21 protein-coding genes are annotated in these 21,698 nt (G+C 42.7%); 6 read left to right on the plus strand and 15 right to left on the minus strand.

Annotated features, from left to right (window positions below; all coding sequences use genetic code 11):
- Window positions 1–65: 65 nt before the first annotated feature.
- The 5 genes from AC1HJP_RS13160 to gpmM all read right to left on the minus strand — a co-directional run bounded on the left by AC1HJP_RS13160 (window position 66) and on the right by gpmM (window position 5,335).
- Window positions 66–485, minus strand: coding sequence for a CBS domain-containing protein (locus tag AC1HJP_RS13160; protein ID WP_480362213.1), 420 nt, complete (start codon window positions 483–485; stop codon window positions 66–68).
- A 79-nt stretch (window positions 486–564) separates the two neighbouring features.
- Entirely contained in the window at window positions 565–1,290 is a 726-nt protein-coding gene (locus AC1HJP_RS13165) for a divergent polysaccharide deacetylase family protein (RefSeq protein WP_480362240.1), read from the minus strand.
- A gap of 97 nt (window positions 1,291–1,387) precedes the next feature.
- Window positions 1,388–2,617 carry a S41 family peptidase gene (locus tag AC1HJP_RS13170; protein ID WP_480362214.1) on the minus strand — a complete coding sequence of 410 codons (1,230 nt, stop codon included), beginning with the start codon at window positions 2,615–2,617 and terminating at the stop codon, window positions 1,388–1,390.
- 40 nt (window positions 2,618–2,657) lie between these two features.
- Window positions 2,658–3,791 (minus strand): murein hydrolase activator EnvC family protein, encoded by a 1,134-nt coding sequence (locus tag AC1HJP_RS13175; RefSeq protein ID WP_480362215.1) that lies wholly within the window; start codon window positions 3,789–3,791, stop codon window positions 2,658–2,660.
- Window positions 3,791–5,335: a 2,3-bisphosphoglycerate-independent phosphoglycerate mutase gene (gene gpmM, locus AC1HJP_RS13180; RefSeq protein WP_480362216.1), complete on the minus strand. Its 1,545-nt coding sequence runs from the start codon at window positions 5,333–5,335 to the stop codon at window positions 3,791–3,793. Before gpmM ends, AC1HJP_RS13175 begins: the two co-directional genes overlap by 1 nt.
- A gap of 215 nt (window positions 5,336–5,550) precedes the next feature.
- Here gpmM and AC1HJP_RS13185 point away from each other — a divergent pair, with 215 nt between their 5' ends.
- Genes AC1HJP_RS13185 through gpsA form a run of 4 tightly spaced genes read left to right on the plus strand, consistent with a single transcriptional unit; the run spans window position 5,551 to window position 7,784 of the window.
- Window positions 5,551–5,982 carry a rhodanese-like domain-containing protein gene (locus tag AC1HJP_RS13185; RefSeq protein WP_480362217.1) on the plus strand — a complete coding sequence of 144 codons (432 nt, stop codon included), beginning with the start codon at window positions 5,551–5,553 and terminating at the stop codon, window positions 5,980–5,982.
- A gap of 13 nt (window positions 5,983–5,995) precedes the next feature.
- Entirely contained in the window at window positions 5,996–6,253 is a 258-nt protein-coding gene (gene grxC, locus AC1HJP_RS13190; RefSeq protein ID WP_349284526.1) for a glutaredoxin 3, read from the plus strand.
- A 36-nt stretch (window positions 6,254–6,289) separates the two neighbouring features.
- A complete protein-coding gene (gene secB, locus AC1HJP_RS13195; protein ID WP_138479843.1) occupies window positions 6,290–6,772 on the plus strand; it encodes a protein-export chaperone SecB in 483 nt (160 codons plus the stop codon).
- Between the two features lie 4 nt (window positions 6,773–6,776).
- Entirely contained in the window at window positions 6,777–7,784 is a 1,008-nt protein-coding gene (gene gpsA / locus AC1HJP_RS13200) for an NAD(P)H-dependent glycerol-3-phosphate dehydrogenase (protein WP_480362218.1), read from the plus strand.
- A 78-nt stretch (window positions 7,785–7,862) separates the two neighbouring features.
- On the opposite strand, the gene AC1HJP_RS13205 is transcribed toward gpsA, so the two are convergent.
- Both AC1HJP_RS13205 and trmL read right to left on the minus strand, forming a co-directional pair.
- On the minus strand, window positions 7,863–11,519 hold the full coding sequence (locus AC1HJP_RS13205; protein ID WP_480362219.1) for an EAL domain-containing protein: 3,657 nt from the start codon (window positions 11,517–11,519) through the stop codon (window positions 7,863–7,865).
- Between the two features lie 88 nt (window positions 11,520–11,607).
- Window positions 11,608–12,072, minus strand: coding sequence for a tRNA (uridine(34)/cytosine(34)/5-carboxymethylaminomethyluridine(34)-2'-O)-methyltransferase TrmL (gene trmL, locus AC1HJP_RS13210; RefSeq protein WP_138479849.1), 465 nt, complete (start codon window positions 12,070–12,072; stop codon window positions 11,608–11,610).
- A gap of 102 nt (window positions 12,073–12,174) precedes the next feature.
- Here trmL and AC1HJP_RS13215 point away from each other — a divergent pair, with 102 nt between their 5' ends.
- Window positions 12,175–13,074 (plus strand): cation diffusion facilitator family transporter, encoded by a 900-nt coding sequence (locus tag AC1HJP_RS13215; RefSeq protein ID WP_480362220.1) that lies wholly within the window; start codon window positions 12,175–12,177, stop codon window positions 13,072–13,074.
- Here the strand turns inward: AC1HJP_RS13215 and AC1HJP_RS13220 are convergent.
- From AC1HJP_RS13220 to AC1HJP_RS13230, 3 genes are read right to left on the minus strand one after another with little or no spacing between them, the layout of a single operon-like run.
- Window positions 13,026–13,991: an alpha/beta fold hydrolase gene (locus AC1HJP_RS13220; protein WP_480362221.1), complete on the minus strand. Its 966-nt coding sequence runs from the start codon at window positions 13,989–13,991 to the stop codon at window positions 13,026–13,028. The two genes, AC1HJP_RS13215 and AC1HJP_RS13220, sit on opposite strands and share 49 nt — an antisense overlap.
- Window positions 13,988–15,385, minus strand: a complete 1,398-nt coding sequence (locus AC1HJP_RS13225; RefSeq protein ID WP_480362222.1) for an ATP-binding protein — start codon at window positions 15,383–15,385, stop codon at window positions 13,988–13,990. Before AC1HJP_RS13225 ends, AC1HJP_RS13220 begins: the two co-directional genes overlap by 4 nt.
- On the minus strand, window positions 15,366–16,049 hold the full coding sequence (locus AC1HJP_RS13230; protein ID WP_480362223.1) for a response regulator: 684 nt from the start codon (window positions 16,047–16,049) through the stop codon (window positions 15,366–15,368). Before AC1HJP_RS13230 ends, AC1HJP_RS13225 begins: the two co-directional genes overlap by 20 nt.
- 150 nt (window positions 16,050–16,199) lie before the next feature.
- On the opposite strand from AC1HJP_RS13230, the gene AC1HJP_RS13235 reads away from it, so the two are divergent.
- Entirely contained in the window at window positions 16,200–16,640 is a 441-nt protein-coding gene (locus AC1HJP_RS13235) for a Spy/CpxP family protein refolding chaperone (RefSeq protein WP_480362224.1), read from the plus strand.
- A 104-nt stretch (window positions 16,641–16,744) separates the two neighbouring features.
- Here AC1HJP_RS13235 and yacG read toward each other — a convergent pair whose 3' ends face one another.
- The 5 genes from yacG to AC1HJP_RS13260 form a co-directional block, all read right to left on the minus strand.
- Window positions 16,745–16,984 carry a DNA gyrase inhibitor YacG gene (yacG, locus tag AC1HJP_RS13240; RefSeq protein WP_480362241.1) on the minus strand — a complete coding sequence of 80 codons (240 nt, stop codon included), beginning with the start codon at window positions 16,982–16,984 and terminating at the stop codon, window positions 16,745–16,747.
- A 94-nt stretch (window positions 16,985–17,078) separates the two neighbouring features.
- Window positions 17,079–18,761 (minus strand): type IV-A pilus assembly ATPase PilB, encoded by a 1,683-nt coding sequence (gene pilB, locus AC1HJP_RS13245; protein WP_480362225.1) that lies wholly within the window; start codon window positions 18,759–18,761, stop codon window positions 17,079–17,081.
- A gap of 136 nt (window positions 18,762–18,897) precedes the next feature.
- Window positions 18,898–19,506 (minus strand): dephospho-CoA kinase, encoded by a 609-nt coding sequence (gene coaE, locus AC1HJP_RS13250; RefSeq protein WP_480362226.1) that lies wholly within the window; start codon window positions 19,504–19,506, stop codon window positions 18,898–18,900.
- Between the two features lie 27 nt (window positions 19,507–19,533).
- Complete coding sequence (locus tag AC1HJP_RS13255; RefSeq protein WP_480362227.1) at window positions 19,534–20,424, minus strand: prepilin peptidase; 891 nt, start codon at window positions 20,422–20,424, stop codon at window positions 19,534–19,536.
- A 35-nt stretch (window positions 20,425–20,459) separates the two neighbouring features.
- Complete coding sequence (locus AC1HJP_RS13260) at window positions 20,460–21,695, minus strand: type II secretion system F family protein (protein WP_480362228.1); 1,236 nt, start codon at window positions 21,693–21,695, stop codon at window positions 20,460–20,462.
- Window positions 21,696–21,698 lie beyond the last annotated feature (3 nt).

The raw sequence follows: 21,698 nt of genomic DNA on the forward strand, positions 1-21,698 counted from the left end.
GGAGGCTCAGCCTCCTTTTTTGTATTTGCTTTATAACTGATTTTATCAAGAACTCAGAAGAAGCATTAAGACAAAAGGGCCGCTGCAAGTCTAACAAAATCAGATGAAGTTAAAATTCCCAATAGCTTTCCATCTTCGTCGACGACAGGCATACAACCATGACGGTTTTCGACAAAAAACTGTGCTACTTCACTGAGAGATTGTTCTGGTTTAATACTGGCAAAGTCAGTTGCCATAATGTCTTGGGCAATACTTTGTTTTTCCTTTCTTTCAATCGCATTTGGCCCATAGGTTGCCATGATTTTCATCACCTGTGCGACCATGATCTTTTGTGTCAGCATACCTTTTAAAATACCTTGATCATCGATCACAGGAATGTGGCGAATATTTTTTTCGCGCATCAAGTCGTGTACTTCTTTAACGGTTGATTGGTGGTGCACTGCAAATGGATCGGCAGTCATGAGATCAGAAACAATATGAAGCATATTAAACAGTCCTAATTTGGATCAATGTATAAACTTATAACCCATTTTGTTAGAGCTTGCTTAAATCGAGATCAAAGTTTTATTTTTTAGCAATGCTTGGTGCGACTGAGCCCGTGTTTTTGGCGAGTTGAATGTAGCGAGTGCGGACGAGTTGCGATAGAGGAACGAGTTCGTAGCCTTGTTTAAGTAGAAGCGGGATCTGTGCATGTAAAAATGCCACCGTTTCAGGATATGGGTGCGCGATGAGTACGCTTTGGCCATTTCTTAACGCGATGCTTTTTGCTTCATTTAATTGTTGAGCAAAGTAGGTCTCTTGTTTCTCGTTATCGAGAAAAACCTGACGCGCAATATTAGCTACACCGTATAAGTCAGCGACGGTTTGGGCTTGCGATTCATTAGTCGTTCGGCTATCAAGAAAATACAAATCGCGTTTGCGTAAAACTTCCATCGTCCATTTCATCGGATCGCTATATTGAGTCAGTGCCGAACCCATATGGTTATTCACGCCACTGACTTGGGGTAAACTCGCTAGCGCGTGACCCAATGTCATTTGTAGCGTTTGTTTGTCCATGTCTAAAGTAAGAGCGCCAGGTCCGAGCGCTTTGTCTTCAATCGCTTGCATAGGCACATGCAAAAGTAGCTCTTTACTCTGTTGGCTGGCTAGGTATGCAAATTTTTGAGAATAGGGGGTATGCGGCAAAATGGCAAAAGTCAGCTCACCGGGGAGAGAAAGCAAATTGAGATCGCGCTGGTGGTTTCCCACATCATCAATCACAATGGCAATTTGTTTAGCATGTAAAGGCATTGCTAAGTAAACAACACTTAGCAATAACCAAAATAATGAGCGCACAGTGTATTCTTCTATTTATAAGCCTGTAGCTTGAGAGTGAGTACTCTCTTATTTAATTCTTATCTTTATAATAACTTTTCGCGTCGACTAAATGCTTGTCTAGCAAGGCTAAATTAGCCATGTTGTTCGAAAGTTCACCAGCCATTATAGCGCGTTTATTTAAATGTGAAAGCCCTTGTTCAGCCAGTAAAATATTAGGCTTTATACCCACACCATCAATAGAACGACCAGAAGGCGTAAAGTATTTTGCGGTAGTGAGCTTCAGTGCGGTAGTGCCGTCGCCAATGGGGATCAGTGACTGCACAGAACCTTTACCATACGACTTACTACCAACGACGATTGCGCGTTGATTATCTTGTAAAGCACCAGCTAATATCTCTGCTGCAGAAGCTGACTGCTCGTTAATTAACACCACAATCGGCGCACCATTTAAAATATCACCGTGCTGTGCGACAAATTGTTGGTTAGCATCATAAAAGCGTCCTTTGGTAGTAACTATTGTACCTGCTTGCAAAAATAGATCTGAAATGGCCACTGCGCTGCTTAAAGTGCCACCGGGATTATCGCGTAGGTCGATGATCAGTCCTGAAAGTGGTCCACCATTATTTGAAATCAGTTTATTGATGTGACGAGCAACGTCATGGTAGCTGTGGTTATTAAAGCTCTGAAGAGAAATATATGCATTTTGATTGGTTAAAAGCTGGCTAAAAACACTCTCTACATTAATTTCTTCGCGTCTTAAAGCCAAAGTCAGTTCGCTTTTAGCGCGTTCGACAGTGATGTAGATGGTTTTTAGCGCCGCTTCTTTGAGTAGTTTCGACACATGAGCTATATCTCTTTTTGTGACATCTTCAGAATTTATTGCTACCAGTTTATCGCCGCCTTCAATGCCAGCTTGTTCGGCGGGTGAGCCGGGTAATGTCCCTAAGATCACAATGCGATCGTCGACTTCTTCTACTTCAATACCAATCCCTGTGTAACGGCCATTCGCGGCACTGAACAAGCTTTCAAGTTCACTTTCGCTCAAATACTTTGAGTAAGGATCAAGTTGTTCAAAGACGTCGGTTAAGTTGCTTTTGTGATACTGACTTAATGGCACATCATCCACATAATAAGTGTGAATATGATAAAGAATTTCGTTGGTTTGTTGCTGAGTAAATTGTGTTGCGGATGCAATTGATGCAAAGCTGATATACAAACTCAGCATCGTAAACACGCATAAAAAGATAAACTTAGATTTTAGGTAATCTAACGATTTCGAATTGGTTAAGAATGAATTCATGTGCTGCTCCTAGTCAGGTGCAGCAAGGTTAATCTTTAACTTATTTGCACCATTTTACTGGATCGACAGCGCTTCCTTTATGCCGTAACTCAAAGTATAGACCAGGATCAGCTTGTCCGCCGCTCTGACCTACTAATGCAATACTTTCGCCGCTACGAACTTGATCACCGACATCTTTTAAAAGCGTTTGTGCGTGACCATATAAACTCATATAACCAAGACCATGATCAACCACAATCACCCAACCAAAGCCGTTTAACCAGTCAGCGAAAACCACTTGGCCTTGTTGTACGGCTTTAACGTTATCTCCTGTTTTTGCTGTAATAAATACACCTTTCCAATTCATGCCAGCATGTTTTCGTTGGCCAAAGCGGTGCTTGAGGCGGCCTTTACTCGGCCAAGGCAATTTCCCTTTTTTATTGCGTAACCCAATTAATTCAACAGGCACCAATGACTCGCTTTGCTGTTCATTTAATTGCGAGAGCGTGGTGATTAAGGTTTGTTCATTCTCTTTCAGATAGGCAATCGCACTCTGTGTTTGTTTTAGAGCGCTATTAAGTTGTGAAAGGCTGTTTTGACGCTGTTCTTTGGTGGCTTTGAGTGCGGCTAAACGCTCTGTTTGTTGCCTAAATAAATCGTTGAGTTGCTGCTGTTTCTGTTCAAGCGATTGTTGGTTTTCAGCCAATTGCACTATGACTTCTTTTAAAGCTTCAATTTGCATTATTCGAGCTTTATTGAAGTAATCATAATAACTCAAAGTGCGCTCAAGCGTTGCGCTATGCTCTTGATTGAGTAGCATTTTTGAATAGTCATGACTGCCAGTCATATAGGCACTTTTTAATTGCCCTGCGAGTAGTGTTTGTAGCTTACTTTTTTGTTGCTCTAAGCGCTTGTTTTCACTTTCGAGGGTATATTGTTGCTGGCGATTTTCATTGATTCCTTGCTCGGTCAATGACAGTGCTTTAGCGTGCTGCGCTATTTGTAACTCGAAGTCACGTAATTTGCGTTTGAGCTTATTGAATCTTTCGCTTTGCTGTTGATAGCTTTTTTGGCTTTTTTCTAGTTCTTTTTGTACGGCGTCTAAGTCTTGCTTAGTACGAGACTCGTTGGCATTGGCAAAAGCCAATACCAACATAGTTGTTATGCCAAAAATAATGCGTAAGCTTGTGCGCATTACTTAATGGTCATAATAGGTGAACCTGTCATTTCTGCAGGTTGTTCCATACCAAGTAAATGAAGCATAGTCGGTGCTACGTCACTTAAAGTTTTACCCGCTTGAGGCTGTGCATCACGACCTACATAAATGAATGGTACCGGCTCGCTAGTGTGTGCTGTATGTGCTTGACCCGTTTTTGCATTGGTCATTTGCTCAGCATTACCGTGGTCTGCAGTGATCAGTGCTTCACCACCGACCTTTTCTAACGCTTCAACAACACGACCAATACATGCATCAACCGCTTCACAGGCTTTTACAGCCGCTTCAAATACGCCAGAGTGACCAACCATGTCGCCATTCGGGTAGTTACAGATGATCACATCGTGTTCGCCACTTTCAATTGCTTCAACCAACTTGTCAGTCAGCATTGCTGAGTTCATTTCTGGTTGTAGGTCATAAGTGGCAACTTGTGGAGAAGGGATCAGCTCACGTTTTTCACCAGCAAACAACTCTTCACGACCACCACTGAAGAAGAAGGTCACATGTGCGTATTTTTCTGTTTCAGAAATACGTAGTTGTGTCTTATCGTGTTTCGCTAACCACTCACCAAGTACGTTATGTAGCTTCTCAGGTGCGAAAGCGATTGGTGCGTTAATATCTGCAGCGTACTCAGTCATCATCACAAAGGCGCTTAATTCTGGAGCTTGTTTCTTTTCGAAACCCGCAAAGTCAGCATCGACGAACGCGCGTGTCATTTGACGAGCTCGGTCAGCGCGGAAGTTCATGAAAATAACCGTATCACCATCATTAATGGTTGAAGTCGATTCTGCATCAGGCTGGATAAGTGATGCAGCAACAAACTCGTCGTTTTCATCACGGTCGTAGGCGGCTAACAGCGCTTCAACGCCAGTATTGTATGTATGCTGAGCTTCTGCACACACCATTAGGTTGTAAGCTGACTCTACACGCTCCCAACGGTTATCGCGGTCCATTGCATAATAACGACCCACAATTGACGCAAGACGGCCACAGTTTAACTCTGCGAAAAGCGCTTCGATTTTTTCGATTGAAGCTTGCGCACTGCGAGGGGGTGTATCACGACCATCTAAGAAGGCATGGAAGTAAACGGCTTTTGCGCCACGTTTTGCTGCAAGCTTAATAGCCGCAATAATGTGATCTTCATGGCTGTGAACACCACCAGGGCTTAATAGGCCCATTAAGTGTACCGCTTTACCAGCGTTAACAGCTTTGTCGATGTTGTCTACTAACACAGGGTTGTGCTCAAATTCGCCATCGTCGATTGCTTTAGTAATTCGGGTGAAGTCTTGATAAACAATACGGCCAGCACCTAAATTTACGTGCCCGACTTCAGAGTTACCCATCTGCCCATCTGGTAGACCCACATCTAAACCTGAACCTGAAATGAGTGTACGAGGGCGGGTGGCCCATAAGTTATCTAACACGGGCGTGTTTGCAGCTAAAATTGCGTTGCTTTCGCTTTCTTCTCTGTATCCCCAACCATCTAAAATCATTAGAACAAGTGGTTTTTTCTGTGCAGTCATTTGGGCTCCTAAACTAAGGCACGAACTCTGCGCGTAGCATACCGTGTTTTGTATGAATATTCAGCCCTTTGAAACGGAATAATCTTCATATTAGCGTGAAGTAAACCACGCTTTTATAAAAGGGTATACCCAAACAATTGCAAACGGTATACTGCCGAGTCATTGAACATTAAGACAAGATCTAAATCATTAGATCCAAAGTAGTTGGAATTTTCATGGAACAATATATTGAATTTATCGGCAATAATGCTGTGCTAAGCATTATTTGGTTAGCCCTTGTTGCGATGATTGTAATGAGCTGGTTTAAAAGCAAATTTTCTGCAATTCGCCAAATTAACCCACAGCAACTGACACTGTTAGTTAATAAAGAAGATGGTCAAGTCGTTGATATTCGTCCGGCAAAAGAGTTTAACGCAGGCCGTATTGCGGGTGCTGTTCAACTGAGCGCTGAAAAAGCTAAACAAAGTGACTTTACAGGTCTTGAAAAGTTTAAATCTAAGCCCATTATATTAGTATGTACAACAGGCATGACAGCAAATGGCATCGCAAACAACGTAACAAAAGCGGGTTTCGAGCATGTTTATGTACTAAGCGGTGGTATGGGCGCATGGCAAAATGCTAACCTGCCTGTAGCAACCGGTAAATAATCAAGAGGATTTTATGAGCAACGTTGTTATTTATACTAAAGATTACTGCCCGTATTGCCACAGAGCAAAGGCATTATTAGACAGTAAAGGTGTAACATACACTGAATACGATATTGCTGCTCAGCCTGAATTACGCGACGAGATGATTGAAAAAGCAAATGGTGGCACGACAGTTCCGCAGATCTTTATCAATAACACGCATATTGGCGGTTGCGATGATATGATGGCAATCGAAGCGCAGGGTAAACTAGATACCCTATTAAACGCATAATAATTACATTAAGAAATACAAGTTTTAGGAACACTCATGACAGAACAAGCAAATCAAGCTGCAGCTCCGCAGGAAGGCCCACAATTCACAATTCAGCGTATTTACACAAAAGACGTGTCTTTTGAAACGCCTAACTCTCCTGCTATTTTCCAAAAAGAGTGGACGCCTGAAGTAAAATTAGACATGGATACACGTTCTAACAAGTTAGACGAAGGTATCTTTGAAGTTGTACTAGCACTGACTGTAACCGCTTCTATCGGTGAAGAAACAGCATTCCTATGTGAAATTCAGCAAGCGGGTATTTTCCAAATCGCTGAACTTGAAGAGCTACAAATGGCACACATGCTAGGTGCATTCTGCCCGAACATTCTTTTCCCATATGCACGTGAAGCAGTAGCAGGTTTAGTGAATAAGGGTACTTTCCCACAACTAAACCTAGCGCCTGTTAACTTTGATGCGCTATTCGCTCAGTACATGCAGCAACGTGCAGCACAAGCAGAGCAGCCAGCTGACGCATAATTATATGAAAACAGAACAATCAGTTGTATCTGTACTAGGGGCGGGGTCGTATGGCACCGCCCTTGCTATTAGTTTTGCCCGAAACGGACACGCAGTAACCTTATGGGGTCGAAACGCCGATGATGTTGAGACGCTAGCAACTGAGCGTAAAAATCAACGTTATCTTCCCGATATTACTTTCCCTGAAACTTTGAAGCTTGAGAGTGATTTAGCAAAAGCAGTTAAGGCTAGTCAGATCATCTTAGTGGTTGTGCCAAGCCATGCTTTTGCAAAAACATTAGAGCAAATTCAACCTATGCTCAATGCGGGTGCTAAAGTGGTGTGGGCGACAAAAGGGTTAGAGCCGAATACAGGGCGCTTACTGCAAGAAGTTGCAGTTGAAAAACTCGGAGAAGCCGTGCCTTTGGCTGTATTATCTGGCCCGACGTTTGCCAAAGAAATGGCGGCAGGTTTGCCGACCGCTATTTCGGTATCAGCAACTGAAACTGAGTTTGCCAGTGATTTAGCTAAATTACTACACTGTGGTCGTTCATTTCGTGTCTACAGCAATGATGACTTTATTGGTATTCAATTAGGTGGCGCAGTAAAGAATGTCATCGCTATTGGCGCCGGTATGTCTGATGGCTTTGGTTTTGGTGCAAACACGCGTACTGCTTTAATCACACGTGGCCTTGCCGAGCTTTGTCGTTTAGGTTGCGCACTCGGTGCAAAATCTGAAACCTTTATGGGTATGGCGGGTTTGGGAGATTTGATCCTTACCTGTACTGATAACCAATCTCGCAACCGTCGCTTTGGCCTGGCTCTTGGAAAGGGGTTAGGTGTTGATGAAGCCATGGAAAGCATCGGCCAAGTCGTTGAAGGTTACCGTAATACCAAAGAAGTTTACTTACTCGCGAAACGCAGTGGTATTGAAATGCCAATCTGCGAGCAAATCTACCAAGTACTTTATGAAAATAAAGATGTAAAAGAGGCAGCCATGGCGCTGTTAGGTAGAGAGCAAAAGTCTGAGTAACACTCAAAAAGCAATAACAAAAAACGGCGCTTAATTGCGCCGTTTTTATGTGTTATTAGTTTTAACGAGTTCTGAAGGCTAGTTGAGTGTGACAGTTTCTTCGAGCTCATTTTCTAACAGTTTAGTTGCTTTATCAGCTGGAAGCGGCTTAGAGAAATAATATCCCTGCAAAATGCCACAGCCCATGACGTTTAATAGGTAAGCTTGTCTTTCATTTTCGACCCCTTCAGCAACTACAGTAATATTGAGATATTTGGCCAAGCGAATAATAGTGGCGGTGATATTCCTGTCTTGATCTGATTGCTCGATATCCATGATAAACGAGCGGTCAATTTTGAGAATATCAATTGGAAAGCGTTTTAAATAGCCAAGTGATGAATGGCCAGTACCAAAGTCATCAAGCGCAATCGTCACGCCCAGCGATTTAAGGCGATGCATAATCTTAAGCGCTTGCTCAGGGTCTGCCATCATCGCACTTTCAGTGATCTCAAGCTCTAAACAATGGGCTGGAATATGATGCCTTACTAGACATTCACGGACAGTGTCGACTAAAAAGTCACTTTCAAAATGCTTAGCTGAAATATTGATCGCCACATGATTACCAGAAAGCCCCATCATGCGCCAATGACTGATTTGCTTACAAGCAACATCCAATAAGTAATTCGTCATAGGAATAATAGCGCTACATTCCTCAGCAAAAGGAATAAAATTAGCAGGACTTTCTATGCTGCCATCGTCTTGCTGCCACCTAACGAGTCCTTCAAAGCCAACGAGTTGTCTACTTTCAGCTTGATATTTAGGTTGGTAAAAAAGTTTAAATTGCTGATCGTCTATGGCTCTCAACAGAGCAGATTCTCGGGATAAGATAGTGGGATCTAATTGATGACGTTGTTTATCAAAAAACTGGTAGCTGTTATTGCCTTTATGTTTTGCGTGATCTAATGCAGAGTCTGCACAACGGATCAGATGCTCACTATCAATTGCATCGTCAGGATAGATAGCTAAACCACAAGAAGCGCTGACTGAGGTCTCTACGCCTTGATGCGTAAAGGGACGATTAATACATTTTAAAATGTCATCAGCGAGTTTCTTTGCAAAGAAAATTGTCATACCAGAGAACAGGTAAGGCGGTATAAGTACAGCAAATTCATCACTACTGACACGTGCCAGTGTAAAGCCTTTATCAAGGTGTTGAGATAAACGATTAGCGACTTCTTTTAGCAGTGCATCACCACTTTCATGGCCCATGAGGTCGTTAATTTTCCTAAAGTGATCGATATCAATCAACACCAGTAATAAGGATGGAAACGCCTTATTACAGCTCGCTATGGCTTGATTCAGTGATTCAATAAAAAGCGTACGATTGGCAAGTCCGGTAATTGAGTCTCGCGTAGATAAATTAAGCAACGCTTTTTCATTGGCTTTACGTTCTGAAATGTTAGTTAGCACGCCAAGGTAAAACACTTCTGAAGGATGATCTTCATGGGTCAACTTAGTCACGGTTACATCGAGCGCGAGTTTTTGATGATTGGCACCGAGCGTCCAGATTTCGCCAGTCCAATAATCGTTTAATTGGCTCTCTGCAACGATATGCTGCTCAAGTCTGCGGTCTCTGCCTTGCTCGGTATAAATCTTCGGTTTATGACCTACTAATGCATCAGCAGAGTAACCTGTAATATCACTATATGCCTGGTTCACTTTGAGTACATTAAAGTGTTCGTCGGCAAGCCAAATCGCATCTTTTGAATGAGTCATGAGCATGTCGCTGAAATGCTCTGTTAGTTTTGATTTAGAAGTACGTAGCTGTTTGTTTAGCAACCAGTAAACACAGCCTGCGCTCATGACTAGGGCCAATACCCAGTGCCACCAAACTTGCTTTGGTTTTGAGGAAGTCACCGTCAAAGTTTTCGACATACTTTGACTAGACGCGACCACCTCTAATGTCGACATTTCAGTGGGAGTCAGGGTGAGTTTATTGTTTTCAAGTAATCGCCATGGCGCATCTTCAGATAAACGATAGCTTAGCTGGCAGGTTTCGCAGGTGTTAAACCATAAACTAAAACGCTTTACACCCGCTTCTATGGTAAGCGGCAATTTTGGTGAAAATGACTCAGTGATTTTATCTCGGTAATGGTAGCGCACATGCGACAGCGCAAGTGTTGGAGATTGAACATGTGCTTGCTCAGCAATAAGAGAGAAACTGTCATTCAATAGCATCAGCTTTTGTCTAAAACTCAGCACTTGGCGTTGTGCTTGAAATGGCGCAATCAAGCGTTTGGTGACGCGACTTTTATAATGCGCGATCCCTTGCTTATCAAATTGCCAAATCCCCTCTTCTGCATGGGCTAAATACTTACCGGCAAATTGATTACGCTGGATGAAGCCTGTTATTTGTTTATTGACCAAAGTCAGCGCAAACAAGCCCGATTCGGTACTAAGCAGGAGTGTATTATTATGCTTAGTGTAGAGCACATCATGGAATGTCAGGCTTTTAAAAGGTAATAACAGCTTTTGTGCAGAGCCTTGTTCAAGCAACCACAATGCATTAGTTGTAGAAGCGATAAACTCATTATCTGATAACTGTGTGATGCTATGGATATTTTCAATATCATAGCGGTGTAAAAGCGTTTTACTGCCTATATCAAACTGGCTTAAACCATTATTGTCTCTTACCCACAAGTTACCATCATGGGTAAAATAGAGCGCTTGTGTATTTTGCTTATCAATAAAAGGAGTGAAACTACCTTTCTCGCCGCTAAAAATAAAAATTTGCTGTTCAGTTGCGACCGCCCAGCGTCCACCATCAATATAACGTACCGCATTAACGGGCTGACTTTTAGCAAATTGCTGAAAAGCTCGCATACCTATTTGGTACAGCTTTAATTCTTCAGAATTTTCAATATCGGTTTGTAAGTTTAATTGAGTAGGTTGAAACTTGCGCCATTGACCCAGTTGCGAAAGCCAGATTGACTGGTTTGACACTTTTAAATCATCAATCGGCAAGTTATTAACTTGGTATTGATACTGGGTCTGTGTGTTTAAGTTGTAGCTGTTGATAAAGCTACCTCTGAAACTCAATAGGTTAGAATCAAATATTACGAGGTTGTCAGCTGAAAAAAGAGGGGGAGTTAGTAAGGTTTCATCAAACAGAAAAACCTCGCCAGCTAAAGATTTTAAGATAACTTTATCTTGATGCAGTAATAAGGTGTCAGCGTCAAATGGCAAGGTTGCGAATTGTTGCTTGCCACTCATCATGTCCCAGCGCATGATGGCGTTGTCTTCAGAGACATAGACCACGCCTTGTGGCGAGGTCTGCCAAAGTTGCTGTTTTAAATCGATTGGTAAAACAGATAAAGTCGTATTCACCAGTTGGTAAAGGCGTTCATTGCTTTGAAAAATGATGCCATTGTCGGTTTGGCTGATTTTTGTGACAGGGGTTTGTAACCAGGTACGTGTTTCACCCGTCATAGTATTGATCTTAGTTAGGCCATTTTGATGACCTACCCAAAGAAAAGGCGTCTGGCTTAAAATGCTTAAAAACGGTGCTGCGAGGTCATGAGTGAGTTGCTGAGCATTAAATTCGTTATGGCCGTCGAATTTAATAAGATCGTCAGCATATAAAAACCAATGCTGATTATTGGCCTGACTTGCTATGGCTTGGGTAGTGCGCTGCGATGCAAAAACTGAGTTGCACAATATTACGAGACACAACAGCAATGAATGCCATAACTTCATAATATTTAATATCCTCCTCAGTCCTTTTAATATTTAATATTAGTGAATTATTCATCGCTGTGCGAGTAAAATGTTAAAAAATGGCTAACTATTTTGAGTTTGGAAAGCCGAGTTGACGCCATGACTCGTAAACGAATACTGATACCGCATTTGATAGGTTCATACTGCGACTATCAGGCTTCATCGGAATGCGCACTCTTTGCTCTGCAGGCAGAGAAAAGATGATGTCTTCGGGCAACCCGCGTGTTTCAGGTCCAAACATTAAACAATCACCGGCTTGGTACTCTGGCTCATGATGATATGTGCTGCCTTTTGTGGTGCAAGCAAATACGCGTTTAGGCTGCTCAGTTTCTAAATAACTTTCAAAGGAAGGGTGACGTTTTACTTCACTGAATTCATGATAATCAAGGCCTGCACGACGAATACGCTTATCATCCCACTCAAAGCCCAGCGGCTCTATTAAGTGTAATGTGTAGCCGGTATTAGCACATAAACGAATGATATTTCCCGTATTTGGTGGGATTTCAGGTTGGTATAAAACAATATCTAACATAATCACCTCTAAAGTTATTGAGCTAAGTATACCGAAAAGTATACTGAGCAATAAGTCATTTAGGTGTCTATACCTAATGAGAACCAATTAAGGAGTGAACATATGACGCGTCAGTACGATGTGCTAGTACGTTTTTCAAGTCTATTTACTATGGCAGTCGTGAGTATCATGATAGCGGCAAAGGCTTGGGCTTGGTTAGCATCTGGAAGCGCGGCTATGCTGGGTTCGCTTACAGACTCCTTGTTAGATATTTCGGCATCAATGATGAGCTTTTTGGTTTTAAGCTACGCGCTCAGACCCGCTGATGACGATCACCGCTTCGGCCATGGAAAAGCTGAAGCGCTCGCAGGACTAGGTCAAGCCGCGTTTATTTCCGGCTCGGCTTGCTTTTTGGCATTTCATGGTATTGAGCGTTTAATTAATCCCGTTCCTTTACCTCACTCCATGTTGGGCGTTTGGGTCAGTGGTTTCGCAATACTGTGCACATTATTGGTCGTGGCGGTTCAGCAATATGTGGTGAAGCATACTGAGTCTATTGCCGTAAAAGCAGATTCACTGCATTACAAAGGAGACCTATTATTAAACGCTGCGGTGCTAGTGGGTATTTACTTAGCATCAATAGGTTATTTATTCGCTGATTCTGTGTTTGCCATTGGGGTGGCGTTCTATCTGTTATTTAACTGCTGGGAAATCGCCAAAGAAAGTGCCAATCATCTAATGGATAAAGAAATATCTGACGAAGAAAAAGTCCGCCTGGTTTCTATTATTTCAAAACACCCCAACGTACAAGGGGTTCATGATTTAAGAACACGACAAAGCGGTAAACTTAAATTTGTACAGTTTCATATCGAGCTTGATAAGCAGCTAAGCTTGCAGCAAGCACATGCTATTTCAGCTGAAGTTTGCGAAAAAATTCGCGCTGTATTTGGCGAGCATATAGATATTATGGTGCATCAAGATCCGGTTTCCTTAAATGAGCGGTGTGAATCACAAAACCCATAAAACTGCTGCATCAGTGGGTGACGAATAGAATCAATTTCATTTAGCAGCTCGTGTTTCGCCATTGGAAATTCAGAAATACCGATGTTTTTTTGTTGTTGCGCCCACTTTTTTGTTGCTAGGTTATCAACAATACTGTCTTGCTCTGCAAGTGCAATATGGATAGGCGTAGGGTTTAGAAGTTCAGGCAATAAAAAAGTCCAATTGAGTGCCGCTTGTAACCACGCAAAGCTTACTCCACCTAATTGAAGGTGGGCTTGATTTGCATAAAGTGCTCTAAAATGCGTATATCTTTCAGCGCTATTGGTCAATTCATTATCAGAAAAGGGCTTTTCTGCATAGCTAGCTTGGCCAAACGCATAACGCTGTGAAAAACCTAGACGACATGCTGAACGCGCTACCCAAAGTGCGACTTTGCTTGGGAAAGGTGCGGTGTTTATACCCAGCATAGGCGCACATATAAAGGCACCTTGTACGTTTACCGGGTATCTCGCCATATAATCACAGCAAATCGCGCCGCCCATAGAGTGCGCTAACAAAAAATAATCGCTACTGATTTGAGGTTTTACGATGCTTTCAATGAACAGATTTAAATCATCAGCAAAGTCTTCAAATTGCTCAATATATCCTAACTGTTGATCAGCCGTGAGACGCGCAGACTGCCCTTGACCAATATGGTCACAGCAGTACACGGCAATATTGTTCTGATTGAGCTCCCAGATTAACTCTCTATATTTATGACTTGCTTCAATGCGGCCAGAAATCAGCACCACCGCATAATCAATGTGCTCAGGCTGATGAATGGTATAAAACAAATTGCCATTTTTACCGGCAAATTGGCTATGTGTACCCGATTGCCAATGCTGCTCGATAATCTCAATATTGTCGTTAAGTTGGTCTGAATAGCTGTAAAACGTCATAGTGGTAATGTAATTGTGACCGTTAACCCATGTGGCTGGTGGTTAGTAAAGTGAATATCACCTTGGTGGGCGAACAGTGCCCGCTTAGCAATGGCTAAACCTAAACCAATCCCACCAGATTGTCGAGCCCGAGCACTATCGGTGCGATAAAACGCATTACCAAGTTCAGTCAATGCCGCTTCATCAACGCCTTGCCCGTCATCTTTAATTAGGATTACTAGCTCACCGGCTTGTTGCATGATGTCAAATTCAATACAAGCGTCTGCATATTTGATGGCGTTTCTGGTGATATTTTCAATTGCAGAGGTTAACAAGATAGCATCACAGCTTAGTTCTATATCAGGGATCGCACTATTCAATAGTGTCTTATTGTGTTGTTGCGCTTCAAATTTGGCATTTTGAAGTAACTCTTGTAACAAGCTAGAGAGTGAGATTGGTTCAATATTAAGTTGATGATCAGCATATTCTAAGCGTGACAAAGTCAGTACATCAGCGAGCATTTTATCTAAGCATTGAGACTCTTTTTCTATGCGGGCTAAATAGCTTTGCGTTGCATCTCCGGCGCTATCTTGTGCCATGGCGTTAGCGAGATTTAAACGCGTCAGCGGCGTGCGTAACTCATGAGACACATCGGCCAGTAACTGTTTATGTGCTTGTATGCTGTGAGTGAGCTTATCGGCCATAAAATTAAAGTCATGAATAAGCTGACCGACTTCATCTTTGCGTTGGGACTCAGATGGAGCACGTACATTAAGCTCGCCTTGCGCAAGGCGCCTTGCACTGCGACTGAGCGTATTCAATGGTGTAATTAAATAAATGGTTAAGAAGATGCTCAAGATCACAGAAGGAATAAATACTGCGAGTAATTTCATCCACACAGGTAGCATGCGGATGGAATGGAAAAGCATAGGTCTGCGCAGAGGCTTAATTTGATATAAACGATATGCTTCTTGGTTAAGGGATATATCAACAGGCCCGTAAGCAACATAGCGCTCAGTTCTAATTTGGCTCGGCACGTTCTCATCGCCAAGATCGTTTAATACCGATAAGTTTAAATTACGGTCGTTATTTCCGGTCGCAATGGTTTTATCGATATTGTCATGCACCAACAAAATCATACTGTGGCGAGATAAACGCGGGTGATCCACGGCTTGTTGTAGCGTTTTATTGTGATCTTCAACCAGCCTAACAATATTACGTTTCAAATGATTAAGGCTGTCTAACTGTCTGCCATGAAGCGGGTCATTATCTAACAGCTCCCCTTGCAGGCGGGTGAATAAAACCAATAATAAAAAGATACAAACGATGGTCAGCCAGAATCCTGCGAATGCTTTATAAAATAGCCGGCTACTCAGGACTTGTTTAAAGTTGGTTTTACTGAGCCAAAAAGACATAACCGCTGCCTCGCATGGTCTGAATACAATTCGCATCGCTATGCTGCGCGATCTTTTTGCGTAAGTTACTAACATGCATGTCGATAGAGCGATCAAATGGGGCTAACCGACGGCCCAGCACTTCTTGGCTAATTGTTTCTTTGGTAACTACTTTACCGACTTGAGCCATAAGTAGTTGCAACACGGCGAACTCAGTCCCAGTAAGTGTCAGTTGCGTTTTGTTGACGTGCACGGTTCGTGCAGCCATGTTCAGAGAAACGCGATTGTGCTCGATGACCTCAGCGATTTCAGCTTGCTTTACAAACTCGACACGGCGGGTAATAGCATTGATGCGAGCCAATAGTTCTCTGTGATTGAAAGGCTTGGAAATGTAATCATCGGCACCTAACTCAAGTCCAAATATGCGATCAAAATCATCGCCTTTGGCGGTCAACATGATCACGGGAGTCAGGTGAGTCTGGCGTAACTGCTTGAGCACTTCGAAGCCGTCGAGTTTTGGCAGCATGATATCAAGTAAAATGACGTCGAAGTTATCTGCTTTAGCCATTGCTAAACCCGTTTCTCCATCAAACGCTTGGCTGACAGTATGATTCTGACTTTGCAGGTATTCGCAAAGTAAATTACTTAATTCAATATCGTCTTCTATTAGTAATAATTGGCTCATAATGGACCTGACAGCATTGTACTTCTTATCTCTAGTGTACTGATAATCACATTGTATTGCAGAACTTTACACACTCTTTACGTTCGCTTGCGTTACTTTGCATTGCAGTGATTAGACTTGTAAGCAAGTTAACCCGAGAGAGAAATTATTATGAAATTATCAACTTTATTAAGCGCCATCGTTTTATCAGGCAGTATTTTAGTGTCGCTGACGGCCAACGCTAAAGGTCATTCGGAGCATCGCGGAGACTTTCTACTTTCTAAGCGCGCAGTGGCAGCACTGGATTTGACGGTCGATCAGCAAGCACAAATCAAGTCGATTATTACAGAATTAAAAGCGGATAAAAAAGATAGAAAGCTAGAGCGTAAAGAAAATCGTGAAGCGTTTCGCGCTTTAGTCGAAGCTGAAAGCTTTGATGAAGATAAAGCAAAAGCTTTGATGTCAGACATTAAAGCTGAGCGTTCAGAAAAAGTGTTAGCTCACCTAAAAAGCCGTCATCAGATTTGGCAGCTACTGACCGTAGAGCAAAGAGAAAAACTAACTGATATGCGTGAAAAGCGTAAAAACAAGCAGCGTCGCCACCGCGACTAACAGGCATTTGCAAAACCTCTTCAACATAAAAAAGGCGACTATCAATATAAGGTAGTCGCCTTTTTCACATTCTTTCAAGCTTTTTTGCGAGTTATAGAAAGATGTTATTGAAAGAAGTCATCGTTTTTAGCCAGCATGGCTTCAATGTCTTCAATCATATCTTGTCTGGCTTGCTCATCGAGCTCTTCGTTTGCAGATATCTTGCTGGATATCTTGTTATTTTCTTCAGACCATTCGCCTAAATCAATTAACTGACAACGCTTTGAACAAAAAGGACGGTGTGGGCTTTGCTCACCCCATACGACATCGGCTTGGCAAGTCGGGCATTTTACAACTGTGGCCATCATCATTCTCTATTGACTTGGTTTGGCCACAGTGTAATTAAAACTAATGCGGTTTGCTACCTGATACTCGCACCTAGGTTTGAGTATCTAGAGTTTAGAAACTGGTGACTCGGTTTATTTCGGCAAGAGAAGTGACGCCTGCAGCGGCTTTTTTCAGACCCGAAATACGTAAATTGGCGAACCCTGCTTTTGCTGCCATTTCAGCGATTTGAATCGAGTTACCACCTTCCATAATAACTTGTGCGATTTCAGGCGTGATTTTAACCACTTCATATACACCAACACGGCCTTTGTAACCTTCGGTACAGTGATCGCAGCCATTGGCTTTGTATAGCGTTATGTCGTTGATCCCCGCTTTGACAAAACCTTGGCGATTGAGCTCTTCTTCAGGCAAGGTTTCAGGTGTTTTACATTTTGGACATAAACGGCGCGCTAGACGCTGTGCGATGATCAAGCTAATAGAGCTTGCTACGTTATAAGCGGGTACACCCATATTCAATAGGCGGGTTAGCGTTTCAGGTGCTGAGTTGGTGTGAAGTGTACTCATTACCAAGTGACCTGTTTGAGCTGCCTTAATAGAGATCTCCGCGGTTTCTAAGTCACGGATCTCACCAACCATCACCACATCAGGATCTTGACGTAAGAAGGCTTTGAGCGCATTGGCAAAGGTCATCTCTGCTTTTGGGTTGATCTGAACTTGGTTGATCCCTTCGAGGTTAATTTCAACCGGATCTTCCGCAGTACTGATATTGCGCTCTGGTTTATTGAGAATATTTAAACCCGTATAAAGTGATACTGTTTTACCTGAGCCCGTTGGACCAGTTACTAAGATCATGCCTTGTGGCTGCGCCAATGCATCCATGTAGAGTGCTTTTTGCTCAGGCTCGTAACCTAGCACATCAATGCCTAACATGGCGCTTGATGAGTCTAGAATACGCATTACGATTTTCTCACCCCATAAAGTGGGTAGGGTGCTGACACGAAAATCGATGCTTTTACGATCTGAGATCTTTAATTTAATACGGCCATCTTGTGGTTTGCGCTTTTCGGCGATGTCCAAGCGTGACATAACCTTGATACGTGCTGACAAACGCGTTGATAAACTGGTTGGTGGGCTTGCCATTTCATGTAACATGCCATCGATACGAAAGCGAATACGGTATTTATGTTCGTAAGGCTCAAAGTGTAAATCTGACGCGCCTTTTTTAATGGCATCCATTAAAATCTTATTGATGTAGACAATGATAGGGGCATCATCTTTGTCTTTTTCATCGTTGGTATCTTGCTGCTGTTGAGTGTCTTCAACATCCATGCCTGAGAACTCTTTAAAGTCATCCTCACTCATGGAAATGCCACCATTGGCGTCGAATAGTTGATCTATCTTTTGCTCTAACTGTTTGTAATCAACCACCACCACTTCACATTGTAAGCCAGTGCTAAACTCGAAGTTTTCAAATGCACCATAATCAGTGGGATCTGAGGTGGCGATATACAGCTTGCGACCTTTTTTTACCAAAGGTAGTAAATGGTGCTGGCGGATCAGCTTTTCTTTAATAAGCTCTTTTGGTAGCTGCTCAACGTCAAAATCACTTAGGTCAAACATTGGCACTCTAAAGAGGTCTAGGCATTGTTCAGCCAGCTCTTGACCTGTCATCCCACTACACAAACAGATAAGCTCTGCCGTTGACTGTGCTTCGGCCTGCTTTAATTTTAATTGCTCTGCGGTTACACGACCGAGTGTAATAAATTTCCGTAAAAGGGGAGAGTGATGTTCCATAATGCCTCTATGACGACTTGAACTTAGTTTAGCTTAGCAAAAAATATCAAAGCAAAAAATAGACCGAACTCAAAGTATTACTTTTGTGATTAATGAATGCTCAGTACGAGCTGCCGAATAATAAAGACCAATTAAGCTATTTACTTATTTCAGCTTGTTGTAAAAAAGCGTGGTGTAACTCTTCAACGTCTATAAGGACTGAACTAATTTCTCGATGATTATCAAGAACTGAATCGGCCTTTTGTTGCTTATCTTCTCGTGACATTTGTGCGGCAATAATGTTCTTTACTTGCTCAGTGCTGACTGAATCCCTGTTTGCTGTACGAGTAAGTTGCACCTCGACAGGGACATCAACCAGCAAAGTGTGGTCGCAGAGCGCATCGAGTTTGTTTTCAAATAATAGTGGCGCACTCAAGACCACATAAGGGCTTGTAGCAGCATCAAGTTGTGCTGTGATATTTTGACGGATAAGTGGATGCATCAAGTTATTCAACCAGTTTTTCTGCTCTGAATCGGCAAAAATAATTTCACGGAGCTTAGCTCTATTGAGAGAACCATCGTCTAATAAAATAGTTTTGCCAAAGTGCTGCTCGATGGCGTTTAGACCATCACTGCCAATTGCTACGACATCTCGGGCAATGATATCGGCATCAACAATTTCAATACCCAGAGAAGCAAGGTGATTAGAGACAAGAGTTTTACCTGCGCCTATGCCCCCTGTTAGTCCTAAAATCCAGTTACTCATACTTGTTTACCTGAAAAACGGGCTGAATCAGCCTAATAGAGAAAAGTACCAAGTTTGAATCTCGGTGCCATAGAGCATCGTGAGCCAACCCGCGATGGCCAAATATGGGCCAAATGGAATAGGCGTGCTGTGTTCTTTACCCTGCACAGCTAATTGAATGCTGCCAATGATGGCGCCCACAACACTTGAGAGTAAAACTATGGTCAAGATAGCCTGCCAACCTAATAGTGCGCCAAAAATAGCTAACAGCTTAAAATCACCATACCCCATGCCTTCTTTGCCTGTGAGTAGCTTAAATGCCCAAAATACTGTCCATAAACTTAGGTAGCCCACTGCTGCACCGACAATGGCTTCGCTCGGGGCAATGGTATAGCCCATGACACTGGCAATTAACGCCAGCCAGACCAAAGGCAGCGTGAGTTGATCGGGCAATAGCATGTGGTCGATATCAATAAAAATAAGCGCCACGAGTACCCAAGTAATAAAAATATAAAGCAAGCCAAGTTCAGTTGCGCCAAACTGCAATGCAATCCAAAGAGAGGCAATGGCAGTGCCGAGTTCTACTAGCGGATAACGAACAGATATTTTTGCTGAGCAACTGGCGCATTTGCCTTTTAACATCAGCCAGCCCAATAATGGAATATTATGCCAGGCTTTAATTGGAGTTTTGCAGTGTGGGCAAGTCGAATTAGGTTTAATCAGGTTGAAAGTGTCGTTGCTTGATACTGTTTGCTTGCTAGAGTTTGCCAGTTCATCGGCCAGTGATATGCGGCACTCTTGCTGCCACTCTCGTTGCATCATGATTGGCAGGCGGTAAATCACCACATTTAAAAAACTACCAATACACAGGCTAACTAAACCAACGGTCAAAAGAAAAAACCACTGCTGGCTCTGCATTAAATAAACTACTTCTTGCATTAAAACGTCACTTTCTAAAAGGTAGAAAACTGGGCTTAAACCACAGAGCCCAGTTGGAAGATAGGTAAGTACATGGCAATAATAAGGCCACCAACAAGTACAGCAAGCACACTCATAATTAACGGCTCTAAAAGGCTAGATAAACCATCAACGGCATCATCGACTTCTTGTTCGTAAATATTGGCTACTTTTTCTAACATGCCATCGAGTGAGCCAGACTCTTCACCTATGGAGACCATTTGTACCACCATATCAGGAAAGAGTTTTGAATTACGCATCGCCCAGTTCATTTGGTTACCTGAACTCACTTCGGCCTTGATTTCGACGATGGCATTTTTATAGATCACATTACCCGATGCGCCAGCGGCTGAGTCTAATGCATCAACGAGCGGCACACCCGCTGCAAATGTGGTAGAGAGAGTACGTGCGTAACGCGCTACAGCGGCCTTGTGTAAAATCATACCAACAACGGGTAATTGTAATACCAAGCGGTCATTGAAATGGCGAACCGCAGATGAGCGGATCAAGGCCTCTTTATACGAGTATATACTCACCCCGATAACTAATAAGAACACCCACCAGGCCTCTTGCATAAACTCTGATATACCAATCACGAATAAAGTAAAGGCAGGGAGTTCAGCGCCAAAACTGCTGAAGATATCTTGGAACTGCGGTACCACAAAAATAAGCAGAATCGAGGTCACAATTAGAGCCACAACCACTACCGCAATAGGGTAGAACATGGCTTTTTTAATTTTTGATTTTAGTGCTTCGGCTTTTTCTTTATAAACAGCGACACGGTCAAAAATTTTATCAAGGGCACCAGACTGTTCACCTGAGTGAATAAGGTCGCAATAGAGCTCGTCGAAATATCGGGGGTAAGCGCGAAGTGATTTAGCCAGCGGCTGACCGGCTTTTACCTCATCGGCAATACTGCCAATGAGTTTACTTAAACTTTTGTTTTTTGCCCCAGATGAAATCATTTCTAAAGACTGAATAAGCGGTACGCCTGCAGTCAACATAGTGGCAATTTGTCGGGTGAAAATCGCAATGTCTTTGGCGGTAATCTTTTGACCACCGGCGCCTATACCAAATAAAGGTTTAGGTTTGCGTTTTACTTTAGAAGGGGTAATACCTTGTTTACGAAGCTGGGCTTTAACAAGGGCAATACTGGTACCAGTCATTTCGCCTTCGAGCTTTTTGCCTCGGGCGCTTAAACCAGTCCAAACGAAGGTGTCGAGTTTATCTGCGGTATCTTTGTCTTTTTTCATAAA

The sequence above is a fragment of the Pseudoalteromonas sp. NFXS53 genome, assembly GCF_056629255.1.

What these genes read in the sequence shown, in the direction of transcription:
- AC1HJP_RS13165 (WP_480362240.1), bottom strand. Translation starts at nt 1,290, where the DNA reads ATGCCTTTACATGCTAAACAAATTGCCATTGTGATTGATGATGTGGGA.
- AC1HJP_RS13225 (WP_480362222.1), bottom strand. Translation starts at nt 15,385, where the DNA reads ATGTCTTTTTGGCTCAGTAAAACCAACTTTAAACAAGTCCTGAGTAGC.
- gpmM (WP_480362216.1), bottom strand. Translation starts at nt 5,335, where the DNA reads ATGACTGCACAGAAAAAACCACTTGTTCTAATGATTTTAGATGGTTGG.
- grxC (WP_349284526.1), top strand. Translation starts at nt 5,996, where the DNA reads ATGAGCAACGTTGTTATTTATACTAAAGATTACTGCCCGTATTGCCAC.
- pilB (WP_480362225.1), bottom strand. Translation starts at nt 18,761, where the DNA reads ATGGAACATCACTCTCCCCTTTTACGGAAATTTATTACACTCGGTCGT.
- yacG (WP_480362241.1), bottom strand. Translation starts at nt 16,984, where the DNA reads ATGGCCACAGTTGTAAAATGCCCGACTTGCCAAGCCGATGTCGTATGG.
- AC1HJP_RS13175 (WP_480362215.1), bottom strand. Translation starts at nt 3,791, where the DNA reads ATGCGCACAAGCTTACGCATTATTTTTGGCATAACAACTATGTTGGTA.
- trmL (WP_138479849.1), bottom strand. Translation starts at nt 12,072, where the DNA reads ATGTTAGATATTGTTTTATACCAACCTGAAATCCCACCAAATACGGGA.
- AC1HJP_RS13220 (WP_480362221.1), bottom strand. Translation starts at nt 13,991, where the DNA reads ATGACGTTTTACAGCTATTCAGACCAACTTAACGACAATATTGAGATT.
- coaE (WP_480362226.1), bottom strand. Translation starts at nt 19,506, where the DNA reads ATGAGTAACTGGATTTTAGGACTAACAGGGGGCATAGGCGCAGGTAAA.
- gpsA (WP_480362218.1), top strand. Translation starts at nt 6,777, where the DNA reads ATGAAAACAGAACAATCAGTTGTATCTGTACTAGGGGCGGGGTCGTAT.
- AC1HJP_RS13170 (WP_480362214.1), bottom strand. Translation starts at nt 2,617, where the DNA reads ATGAATTCATTCTTAACCAATTCGAAATCGTTAGATTACCTAAAATCT.
- secB (WP_138479843.1), top strand. Translation starts at nt 6,290, where the DNA reads ATGACAGAACAAGCAAATCAAGCTGCAGCTCCGCAGGAAGGCCCACAA.
- AC1HJP_RS13255 (WP_480362227.1), bottom strand. Translation starts at nt 20,424, where the DNA reads ATGCAAGAAGTAGTTTATTTAATGCAGAGCCAGCAGTGGTTTTTTCTT.
- AC1HJP_RS13260 (WP_480362228.1), bottom strand. Translation starts at nt 21,695, where the DNA reads ATGAAAAAAGACAAAGATACCGCAGATAAACTCGACACCTTCGTTTGG.
- AC1HJP_RS13215 (WP_480362220.1), top strand. Translation starts at nt 12,175, where the DNA reads ATGACGCGTCAGTACGATGTGCTAGTACGTTTTTCAAGTCTATTTACT.
- AC1HJP_RS13230 (WP_480362223.1), bottom strand. Translation starts at nt 16,049, where the DNA reads ATGAGCCAATTATTACTAATAGAAGACGATATTGAATTAAGTAATTTA.
- AC1HJP_RS13160 (WP_480362213.1), bottom strand. Translation starts at nt 485, where the DNA reads ATGCTTCATATTGTTTCTGATCTCATGACTGCCGATCCATTTGCAGTG.
- AC1HJP_RS13185 (WP_480362217.1), top strand. Translation starts at nt 5,551, where the DNA reads ATGGAACAATATATTGAATTTATCGGCAATAATGCTGTGCTAAGCATT.
- AC1HJP_RS13235 (WP_480362224.1), top strand. Translation starts at nt 16,200, where the DNA reads ATGAAATTATCAACTTTATTAAGCGCCATCGTTTTATCAGGCAGTATT.
- AC1HJP_RS13205 (WP_480362219.1), bottom strand. Translation starts at nt 11,519, where the DNA reads ATGAAGTTATGGCATTCATTGCTGTTGTGTCTCGTAATATTGTGCAAC.